We start from the raw sequence: 9,218 nt of genomic DNA, 5'->3' as shown, positions 1-9,218 counted from the left end.
GATTATCGTGAACCCTGTGGGAGCTGGCTTGCCCGCGGTGCTTTTTGTCGTCCACGAAATCTTCTATTGATCTGCTGCAATACCCGCGACTAAAGGCTTATGGATAATGGCTTTTTAGTGGCGCTTAATGCGAAGACAACAATTAGAAGATTTTTTTGGGGTGACTACGATGACGAGAGAAGGTTCTCTGGTGGCGGCAGTGCCTGCGCCTGTACTTTTGCCGAAAAACCGCTGGCTGACACCGACGTTGCAAAGCATCGCCCTGATGCTGTTGCTGTGTGGCATGACACTTGGCGGCTGGTCGCTTTACCTTGGCCTGCCAGTGGCCGTGTTGATTATCTGGCTGCCTCGCCTGCGCTCACGCGCAACGCCCGAATCCGTTCCTGCCGATACCTCCGGCGCCATCGCCGCGTTGACCCGCGATCTTTCCTACACCACCAGTCATAACGCGCTGTCCGCCGCCGGCGTGGCCTTTTCGGTCAAGCAACTGGCGGACAAGCTGCAATCGCAACTGGGTGCAGCAGCGCAAATCGTCGGCAACGCCGAAGTGATGATTGCCACCGAACAGGCCACCTCGACCCTCAGTCGCGAGGCGCTGAGCGCTGCAAGTGAGGCGCATCGCAGCGGCGCGGCCGGGCGAAGCGAGTTGATCGAGTCGATTTCGCGGATGCACCGACTCAGCGAACGGGCCAATAGCAGCCGTGAACTGATCGAAGCCCTGAGCCTGCGCAGCGACGATATCCAACGCGTGACCCTGGTCATTCAGTCCATCGCCAGCCAGACCAACCTGTTGGCCCTGAACGCGGCGATCGAAGCGGCGCGGGCCGGGGAGCACGGGCGCGGTTTCGCGGTGGTGGCCGATGAGGTTCGCGGACTCGCCGCGCGCACGGCGACCGCGACCGGGGAAGTCGGTGAGATGGTGGCCGATATCCAGCAACGCACCGCGCAGGTGGTGGAGCAGATCCGCCAGCTGTCCAGTGATCTCGACACCGGTGTCGAGCAGGTCGAGCACACCGGTCAGCATCTGGAAAACATCGCCCGCCTGGCGGCCAGCGTTGAAACCCAGGTCGGGGAAATCGCCCGCGGCGCCGAGACCAATCGCGAACAACTCGATAGCCTGTTTCACGCCATCGAACAGATGCGCAGTGACCTGGCCATCAGCGATCAACAAACCCGCCGCCTGGCCGAGGCCGCGGTGCAGATGGAAGGGCAGGCGGAAACCATCAGCGAGCGGCTGGCCGAAGTTGGGCTGGACGATTATCACCAGCGGATCTACGACCTGGCGCGCGAAGGCGCGAGTCAGATTGCAGCGCGTTTCGAAGCGGACATCGACGCAGGCCGTGTCAGCCTCGACGATTTGTTCGACCGCAATTACCAGGCGATCCCCGACACCAGCCCGGCCAAATACCAGACGCGTTTCGACCGCTACACCGATCAGGTCTTGCCGGCGATCCAGGAACCGCTGCTACCGCGTCATGAAGGCCTGGTGTTCGCGATTGCCTGCACCCAGCAGGGTTATGTGCCAACCCACAACAAGGTCTTCAGCCAGCCGCTGACCGGTGATGTGCAGGTCGATACATTGCAGAACCGCACCAAACGGAAATTCGCCGACCGCACCGGGATTCGCTGTGGCAGTCATCAGCAGGCGGTGTTGTTGCAGACTTACACCCGGGACACCGGGGAACTGATGCATGATTTGTCGGTGCCGATTGTGGTCAGGGGGCGGCATTGGGGTGGGTTGCGGTTGGGGTATAAGCCGCAGACGGTTCGCTAGGTTTTGGATTTGGGTTGGTGTACATATCCGTTGATTTGGTAACGGCGACTAATGGTTTCGCCCTTACGGCGAGTCACTTTGGAAAAGCGCCAAAGTAACCAAAGCGCTTTCGCCCCTTTCGTTCGGTGCCTCGCTAATGCTCGGCATGCCCTCGCTCCGGTCCTGCTTCGTGGGCCCGCCGCCATCGGCCATCCATGGCCGGGGGCGGCTAACCCGGCATCCATGTCGGGTTGCCCACTGCGCAGAACCTGCGCTCGGCCTCTCGATGGGGCAGATCAAGATCAAAAGCCAGAGCAAGAGCCGACGCCAGAGCAATAGCAGAAGCAGTCGGCACTTGCACAAAATTGTGGAAATACGCGGACCTGTGGGAGCGAGCCTGCTCGCGAAAGCAGTGTGTCATGCAGCAGAAGTGTGGACTGAGACAACCCTTTCGCGAGCAGGCTCGCTCCCACAGTGGAATGAGCACATCTGCCAAAGCCAGGCCGCCTCGCTTTTGCCATTGATCCAGGCGCCCCGTTAAACCACGAGATTGTTACGACTTCGACAACGGATCTCTACAAAGTCGTCGCTGTTTCCCCGTCATCGAACTCATTACCCTACCTACATAGTTAGGTTGCTAACGGAGTTCGAAGCGCAACATGCAAAGCAGAGTCGATGTCGCGGTGATGATTGGCAGCGGTGTGCCCGCCAGTTTGCGAGCCTTGGGCCAGAGCGTGTGCTGGGTGGTGTTGTTGAACGGAGAACGCCGGGGTACGGCGTTCTCCAGTCGCGATGAAGCGGAGGAGTGCAAGGCTGCCTGGTTGGCGCAATTGAACGCCGAAATCCCGGACAGCCTGCATTGAACCGAGAGGTCAGTGCACCTGGTGCATGCGCAAGTTCAGGTCGTCGACCACCCGCGCCCAGTCGGCGTCTTCACGCAGTTGTTCTTTCAGGAAACCTGCCTGTTGCGGGGTCCAGAACTCGGCATCGATGAGTTTCTTGTCATCGGGCATCGGCGAGTGGCTGGCAATGAAATCGTCGATGGCTGTCTGGGTGGAATCCAGGCCGAGCTGGTCGAACAAACCTTTCAAGTCGTGGGTCGGTGACTCCATTTTCATCTCCTTGCAGGGGCGAAGAGGGTTCGAGGTCTGAGCAACGGCTCCATTACTTCTGAGGGAGCCACGCTTCAGGAGTTCGAAAACTATATTCAAACGCAGGAGTGAGCATAGACCGCAAAACCGGGTATCAGGCTTTCAATGCGCCGGCATCGACAGCCGCCTTGAGCTCCTTGGCGGACTCCTGGGCGGCGAGGGCAGCGATCTCCGTGGACTTGAACCAGCGGTCTTTTTCGACCTGGTGATAGCTCACGGTTTTCAGCGGTGGCTTGGCGCGCATGACAATCACGGCCTGGAACTCGCCGTCGACTTCTCTGGCTTCACCCCGGATAAAAAACTCGCCGATATCAAATTCCGTCACTTTGCGGCCTTCCCTTGGAAATATATTGTTGTGTTCAATGACGCCCCGCGGTGACGGGACGCTATTGATTGGTCGGGCAGTATGGCAGCAGTTGCGGGCCGGCGGCTGAGTTAAGTCACCGGCATGACGAAACGTCTCTTTGAAGGAGCAAAGCGCGTCGTGTCAAATACGTGACTCGAGCGAGCGGGCGAGGGCGCAGGCTTCGTTATGATTGGCGCGGAAACCTCTTACATGCCCCGTGGAAATTTCTTTGATGTGGAAGAAGGCATTGCCAGCCAATATCACTTGAAACCTCGGAAAAACGGGGTATCGGGTTTGAGGTTCAGCGTGTGGGAACCCTTGCGAACGGGAAGTCGATGGAGCTGCCAAGGGATGATCGAAGTGAGTCAACGTGCACATAGGAAGTCCTTTTCGTTGTTTTACCGACGTATGTACGTCGTTATGGGTAGTCTCGGCGAGCATGGCTGCTCTAGAATCACCCTCACTGGTGGGTGATCTGTGATTATCTAAAGCAATTTTTGCCTGGCGATATGTCGGAAAAGTGCTTTTTTTTTGAGAGTTTTTTCCCTGAAGTTGATAGTCCGTATTTCTCTGGCAGTACAAAGGGCGTTTTCCTTCAACCTTTGACGAATGCCAGGCAGGACGAGGCGAGCGGCGTCCAGTAGTCTGCTCAAGCCTCCGGATGGATGAGCCCTCTGCTCATTCAGGATCTCGACCCGGGTTTATCTGGCTTCACCCTCGGCATTGCCGCTTTTTTCGGCTGTGCGCATTTCAAGCGTGCGGCATCATTTACAGATGTGGGGATGGTTCCTTGGCAGTAAGTAATCTCGATATGCATGCTTTGTTCGTGCTGGGTGATTTGCGCGCAAAGCTGGTTAAACAGTTTCAGTCACGTTTCGTTTACATCACCGAACAGAACGCCGAAGGCATCTACGTCGCCGAAATCGACACCGAATCGGCGCTGGTGGTGGACGACAAGCCGGGGCTCAAACTCAAGGTCGGCGACCATTTCAGCGCCTCGGTCCTGCCGAGTCGCGAAGGCGGCAAGCTGGAAATCAAGTTCCGCGAAATCAAACTGACGGTCTACGGCCTGGGCGACTACGCCTTTGTGACCACCGCCGATGGCCAGGCGGTGATATTCAAGGAAGGTCACAGCGTGGTGACGGTGTTCGCCGCCCACCAGCAATTGCAGGAAGGCCTGACCAAGACGCTCAAGGCTGTGACCGCCAAGGCCGCCAAGTGGCGCAAAGGCGAACTGGTGATGTTCAAGGCCAGCGAGTGATGAACCTGACCCGCGCCGACTTCCACCAGCAGAATCAGGCCAGTGCCCAAGCCGAAGCCCTGAGGCTGTTCGAGCACAAGCCTGTTCTGCAGGGAGCCTGGCTGAATTGGGTGGCCTCACAGCTCTATGCATTGCGTCCGGCGGAGTACGCCAGCATGGTCAGACGAGAACTGGTGCTTTTGCAGGAAAATTCCGAAAATTAATCCGAGTCCCTCGAAAACAGGAACCTCTACTACAGTCAATTGACTGAAGTTTCAGAGGCTTTGCGGTCTTCTGCCTGGCCATCCTGCTATTGCTGTGATCAGCACGAGGTGCAAAAGCATGAAAGGTATTCGACGGTTGCTGGCTGCTGTCCTGGCCACTTGCGGATTGTTGGCGTCACCCGTTCCGGTGCTGGCCGCCCAGGCGCCGATCCATTTTGCTGATCTGAACTGGGAAAGCGGCAGCCTGATCACCGATATCCTGCGGATCATTGTCGAGAAGGGCTACGGCCTGCCCACGGACACGTTGCCAGGCACCACCATCACCCTGGAAACCGCCCTGGCCAACAATGACATTCAGGTCATTGGCGAAGAGTGGGCCGGGCGCAGTCCGGTGTGGGTCAAGGCCGAGGCCGAAGGCAAGGTTGCCAGCCTCGGCGATACGGTCAAGGGCGCCACCGAAGGCTGGTGGGTACCGGAATACGTGATCAAGGGCGACCCGGCCAAGGGCATCAAGCCGATGGCGCCGGACCTGCGCAGTGTCAGCGATCTGCCCAAATACAAGGACGTGTTCAAGGACCCGGAAGCGCCGAACAAGGGACGCTTCCTCAACAGCCCCATTGGCTGGACCTCGGAAGTGGTCAACAAGCAAAAGCTCAAGGCGTACGGCCTGGATGACAGCTACGTGAACTTCCGCAGCGGTTCGGGGGCGGCGCTGGATGCCGAGATCAGTTCGTCGATCCGCCGGGGCAAACCGGTGCTGTTCTATTACTGGTCGCCCACGCCGTTGCTCGGCCGCTTCAAACTGATTCAGCTGGAAGAGCCGCCATTCGACGCCGAAGCCTGGAAAACCCTGACCGACGCCGACAACCCGAACCCAAAGCCCACCCGTTCGCTGCCCTCGAAACTGTCCATCGGTGTGTCCACACCCTTCCAGAAGCAGTATCCGCAGATTGCCGAGTTCTTCGCCAAGGTCGACTTTCCCATCGATCCCTTGAACAAGGCCTTGGCGGATATGAGCGAAAAACACACCCCGCCGCGCCAGGCAGCGCAGGAGTTCATGAAGAAGCATCCGGATGTGTGGAAGGCCTGGGTGCCCAAGGATGTGGCGGACAAGGTGGCTGCTGAGTTGAAGTGATGGGGGTGAATTCGAAGCCGCCTTCGCGAGCAGGCTCGCTCCCACAGGGGATATGTGGCGTTCACAGATCACCTGTGGGAGCGGGCTTGCTCGCGAAGCTTTTGCTTTTAAAACCTGGTCTGCACCGCCAGCTCAAAAGTCCGCGGCGTACCCAAATAGTACGCCGGCGATACATGGGCAAACTCGGCATACACCTCGTTGGTCAGGTTGCGCACCCGGCCGGTAACGGTGGTGTGTCGATCAACCTTGTAGCTCAGAAACGAACCGAACAGCGTGTACGACGGCACGGTCATGGTGTTGGCGCTGTCGGCAAACACCGACGCCACGTAGCGTGCATCGACACCCCCTTGCCATTGCGGCGCGAAGTCATAGGTCAGCCACAGATTGCCCACCCGGTCCGGCACATTGGTCGGCGTGTTGCCCTTGCGTGAAACCACCACGCCGGCCGCATTCTTCTCAGTGAATTCGTCGTACCGGGCATCGACCCAGGCGAAGTTGCCTTCGACCAACAGCTTGTCGGTGACCCGCAGTGAGCTGGCCACTTCGATGCCTTTGGAGGTTTGCTGACCTACCGGAATGCTCAAGGTCGGGTCCAGCGGGTCGGTCACCGCGAAGTCCTTGCGCTCGATCGTATAGGCTGCCACCGTCGCTGCACCGCGACCGTCCAGATAATCGAACTTGCTGCCGATCTCCCACTGCTTGCCCGTGGACACGTCAAAGTCTTGCGTGCCATTGGGCTGTTCGGCGGCGGTGCTGTACTGCGCGTAGACATTCGCCGAAGGCAGGATCTGGTAAGTCAGGCCGACCCGCCCGGTCACCGGTTCCCAGCTGCGCTTGAGGTGCCGTGGATTGCTCGCGGTCACGACGCGATGGTTGGTCACGTCCAGGTCGATGTCGTCGTAGCGCAGGCCGGTGAGCAACGACAGCTTGTCGGTGAGCGCCAGGCGATTCTCGACAAACAAGGCTTTGGTGGTGACCTCATTGGTTTTGTCGCTGATGAAACCCTGTTGAGTGCCGGGAATGTCGTAGAAGTGACCTGGCTCATAGTTATCCGGATCGACAGTGCTGGCGCCTTTGACGTTCAGGGGTGAGTTGGTGGTCTGGTTGACCTTGTACTCGAAGCCACCGGACCAAGTGGTCGCCAGCCCCAGCAGCGTGTTGTCGTGACGCAGTTCGAACTGGTTGCCGTTCTGCTCGCCCTGATGCCGCACCTGATACGCCGTGGAGCGGTTCACCGCGCTGTTGTCGGCGTTGTACTGATAGGTCTCCAGATTGCGGTAATCGCGCTGGCTGTCGAGGTGGTAAAGCATGTTACGCAAGGTGGTGCTGTCGTTGATCCGGTAGTCGATGATCGAGCGCACCCAGATCGTCCGTTGCTCGTAGCGGCCGTCCTCGACGTTGTAGTTGTTGAAGTGGTTGTGTTTGTCGATTTTCAGCTCACCGGCCTTGGGGTTGAGCACGGGAGTGCCCCAGTAGGGACTGTCTTCGTGCTCGTCCTGGTATTCCAGGGCCAGGGTGTGGGACAGGTTCGGCGTCAGGTCGCTGAGCAGCGAGAACGCCACGCTCCAGGCATCGCGCTCCTGGCGGTCGATGTAGCCGTTGCCGGTGTTGTGGCTGACGTCGAGGCGGGCGTAATGCTGCACGTCCGCGCCGGCCTCGCTGAGTGCGTGATTCAGGCCGAAGGCGGTTTCTGTGGTGTCGTAGGTGCCGTAGCTGACCCGGCCTTCCAACGCCTGCTCTTCACGGGTCGCCAGTTTGGTCACGTAATTCAGCGAGCCGCCCACGGAGCCGGCCCCATTGATCAGCGACGATGGACCGCCAACCAGTTCCACCCGGTCATAAATCCACGCATCCACCGGCCGGGCGAGACCGCCGGACACATTGACGCCGTTGAACATCTGGGTGATTTGGCTGCTGGTGAAGCCCCGGTACGAGACGAAGCCGCCGAAGCCCGGCGGTGCGCTGGCATTCACGCCGGGCAGGGTGTTGGCGGCGTCCTGGAAGTTCTGTGCGCCGTGGCGCTCGATGTCGTTGCGGTTGGCGATGGCCACCGAGGCCGGGGTTTCCCGCACGCTCAAACCCAGGCGCGAGGCCATGCCACTGGACTGGTCGATGTTGAGGCCGGACGCGGCGTTTTGATCGCCATCAATGGTGATGGGGGCGAGATCGACTGTGGATTGCGCCCAGGCATTAACGGACAGGCAGCCGAACAGGCTCGCCAGCAAAGGGCTGGTAACGAAAGAAAAACGTGTCATCGATGAATCCTGAATGCTCGGTTAGCAAGCAGCGCACACGCAAACGCCTCGCGTTGGCGAAGTGGGCTGGTCGGTAGAGGCGAAGAGATTCAGGCGAGCGGCGGCGCGCGCGGATTGGCCGCGGGCCAGATGAAGCGGGCAGGGAGGTCGGCACTGGCGATCGGCGCCAATGGCGGGCTGTGTTGCTCGGGAAGGATCGCCAGGGTCAGGCTGGAATTGAACGCCGGTCCCATGCCCCCGGTGGAGCACAACGGGCAGCCGAAGGACTTGGACAGCGTCGGCAGCTGGTCCTGGGAGGAATTGGTCGAGACCGGTGCCTGGGTGGCCGGATCGACCGTACAGAATTGGCCGCCGATACCGTTGAGCTGCATCCCGACCATTTGCCCGTGACCGATGCTGCAGGCGAACACGTTGAGCAGAACGCAGCAGTAGAGCGTCCAGGCCAACAGTGAGCGATCGGTTCGGGAGAATTTCATGGGGCGGCACTTTACTCCACCGCCGACCGGTCGTGCACTTCAAAAAATGCCGACTAGGATGATTCTGTCCAAATCTCTTTCAAGGATCTTCAACCATGACCTTTGCGTTGGCTCAATGGCTGGTGACGATATTTGCAGCGATCAGTTTGGTACACGTGTATTGGGCGTTGGGGGGGGAGTGGGCGACGGTGGCCGCTGTGCCCCAGGTGCCGGTGGAGGGCGGAGTGCAGTTGCATCCGGCTTTTGAGCCGCAAGGCTGGATCACCCTGCTGGTAGCCGCCGCGTTGCTGGTGATTGCGCTGTTGGTGTGCTTGCGGGTCGGCTGGTGGCTGCCGCAGGTACAGCATCGGGCGTTGCAATGGGTGATCAGTGCGATTGCGATCCTGTTGTTCGCCCGGGCGATTGGCGATTCGGAGCTGGTGGGGTTTTTCAAGGAGATCAAGGATTCCCGGTTTGCGCAGTGGGATACCTGGGTCTATTCGCCGCTGTGCGTGGTGTTGGGGGCGGGGTTGTTGGCGGTTGCCTGGGTTTGAGTTGCCCAGGCTGACGCTTTCGCGAGCAGGCTCGCTCCCACAATGGAGCGCACATCTCCTGTGGGAGCGAGCCTGCTCGCGAAGAAGCCGGGCAAAACAACCCAA

Annotated in this window: 11 protein-coding genes; 6 read left to right on the top strand and 5 right to left on the bottom strand. The window is 59.5% G+C overall.

What is annotated here, in order from left to right; all coding sequences use genetic code 11:
* Positions 1-127 precede the first annotated feature (127 nt).
* Together ACW9HW_RS16130 and ACW9HW_RS16125 are read left to right on the top strand one after the other, a co-directional pair.
* Positions 128-1,774, top strand: a complete 1,647-nt coding sequence (locus ACW9HW_RS16130; protein WP_457400758.1) for a methyl-accepting chemotaxis protein — start codon at positions 128-130, stop codon at positions 1,772-1,774.
* Between the two features lie 638 nt (positions 1,775-2,412).
* Positions 2,413-2,616 carry a hypothetical protein gene (locus tag ACW9HW_RS16125; RefSeq protein WP_095196016.1) on the top strand — a complete coding sequence of 68 codons (204 nt, stop codon included), beginning with the start codon at positions 2,413-2,415 and terminating at the stop codon, positions 2,614-2,616.
* A 9-nt stretch (positions 2,617-2,625) separates the two neighbouring features.
* Here the strand turns inward: ACW9HW_RS16125 and ACW9HW_RS16120 are convergent, their stop codons facing one another.
* The 3 genes from ACW9HW_RS16120 to ACW9HW_RS16110 form a co-directional block, all read right to left on the bottom strand.
* On the bottom strand, positions 2,626-2,865 hold the full coding sequence (locus tag ACW9HW_RS16120; protein WP_095196017.1) for a DUF2789 domain-containing protein: 240 nt from the start codon (positions 2,863-2,865) through the stop codon (positions 2,626-2,628).
* Between the two features lie 133 nt (positions 2,866-2,998).
* Positions 2,999-3,229, bottom strand: a complete 231-nt coding sequence (locus ACW9HW_RS16115) for a hypothetical protein (protein ID WP_095196018.1) — start codon at positions 3,227-3,229, stop codon at positions 2,999-3,001.
* Positions 3,230-3,391: 162 nt separating this feature from the next.
* Positions 3,392-3,628 carry a hypothetical protein gene (locus ACW9HW_RS16110; RefSeq protein ID WP_095196019.1) on the bottom strand — a complete coding sequence of 79 codons (237 nt, stop codon included), beginning with the start codon at positions 3,626-3,628 and terminating at the stop codon, positions 3,392-3,394.
* 433 nt (positions 3,629-4,061) lie between these two features.
* Between ACW9HW_RS16110 and ACW9HW_RS16105 the strand changes: the two genes are divergently transcribed.
* From ACW9HW_RS16105 to ACW9HW_RS16095, 3 genes are all read left to right on the top strand, one after another.
* A complete protein-coding gene (locus ACW9HW_RS16105) occupies positions 4,062-4,511 on the top strand; it encodes a hypothetical protein (RefSeq protein WP_170948710.1) in 450 nt (149 codons plus the stop codon).
* Positions 4,511-4,714 carry a hypothetical protein gene (locus tag ACW9HW_RS16100; RefSeq protein WP_095196021.1) on the top strand — a complete coding sequence of 68 codons (204 nt, stop codon included), beginning with the start codon at positions 4,511-4,513 and terminating at the stop codon, positions 4,712-4,714. The genes ACW9HW_RS16105 and ACW9HW_RS16100 overlap by 1 nt, the downstream gene beginning before the upstream one ends.
* A gap of 118 nt (positions 4,715-4,832) precedes the next feature.
* Complete coding sequence (locus ACW9HW_RS16095) at positions 4,833-5,849, top strand: ABC transporter substrate-binding protein (RefSeq protein WP_457400756.1); 1,017 nt, start codon at positions 4,833-4,835, stop codon at positions 5,847-5,849.
* A gap of 107 nt (positions 5,850-5,956) precedes the next feature.
* On the opposite strand, the gene ACW9HW_RS16090 is transcribed toward ACW9HW_RS16095, so the two are convergent.
* Positions 5,957-8,104, bottom strand: coding sequence for a TonB-dependent receptor (locus ACW9HW_RS16090; RefSeq protein WP_457400755.1), 2,148 nt, complete (start codon positions 8,102-8,104; stop codon positions 5,957-5,959).
* 89 nt (positions 8,105-8,193) lie between these two features.
* The gene (locus tag ACW9HW_RS16085; RefSeq protein ID WP_457400753.1) at positions 8,194-8,580 is read right to left on the bottom strand and encodes a DUF2946 domain-containing protein; all 387 of its coding nucleotides are present in this window, start codon (positions 8,578-8,580) and stop codon (positions 8,194-8,196) included.
* A gap of 95 nt (positions 8,581-8,675) precedes the next feature.
* Here ACW9HW_RS16085 and ACW9HW_RS16080 point away from each other — a divergent pair, with 95 nt between their 5' ends.
* On the top strand, positions 8,676-9,113 hold the full coding sequence (locus ACW9HW_RS16080) for a DUF3995 domain-containing protein (protein WP_457400751.1): 438 nt from the start codon (positions 8,676-8,678) through the stop codon (positions 9,111-9,113).
* Positions 9,114-9,218: the final 105 nt, after the last annotated feature.

The sequence above is a fragment of the Pseudomonas sp. SDO5532_S415 genome, assembly GCF_054071155.1.
This window is presented reverse-complemented; position numbering and strand designations above follow the sequence as displayed.

Bases quoted from the DNA above. Each gene is read 5' to 3' on its own strand.
- ACW9HW_RS16130 (WP_457400758.1), top strand. From the start codon at position 128: ATGCGAAGACAACAATTAGAAGATTTTTTTGGGGTGACTACGATGACG.
- ACW9HW_RS16125 (WP_095196016.1), top strand. From the start codon at position 2,413: ATGCAAAGCAGAGTCGATGTCGCGGTGATGATTGGCAGCGGTGTGCCC.
- ACW9HW_RS16120 (WP_095196017.1), bottom strand. From the start codon at position 2,865: ATGGAGTCACCGACCCACGACTTGAAAGGTTTGTTCGACCAGCTCGGC.
- ACW9HW_RS16110 (WP_095196019.1), bottom strand. From the start codon at position 3,628: ATGTGCACGTTGACTCACTTCGATCATCCCTTGGCAGCTCCATCGACT.
- ACW9HW_RS16105 (WP_170948710.1), top strand. From the start codon at position 4,062: ATGCATGCTTTGTTCGTGCTGGGTGATTTGCGCGCAAAGCTGGTTAAA.
- ACW9HW_RS16100 (WP_095196021.1), top strand. From the start codon at position 4,511: ATGAACCTGACCCGCGCCGACTTCCACCAGCAGAATCAGGCCAGTGCC.
- ACW9HW_RS16095 (WP_457400756.1), top strand. From the start codon at position 4,833: ATGAAAGGTATTCGACGGTTGCTGGCTGCTGTCCTGGCCACTTGCGGA.
- ACW9HW_RS16090 (WP_457400755.1), bottom strand. From the start codon at position 8,104: ATGACACGTTTTTCTTTCGTTACCAGCCCTTTGCTGGCGAGCCTGTTC.
- ACW9HW_RS16085 (WP_457400753.1), bottom strand. From the start codon at position 8,580: ATGAAATTCTCCCGAACCGATCGCTCACTGTTGGCCTGGACGCTCTAC.
- ACW9HW_RS16080 (WP_457400751.1), top strand. From the start codon at position 8,676: ATGACCTTTGCGTTGGCTCAATGGCTGGTGACGATATTTGCAGCGATC.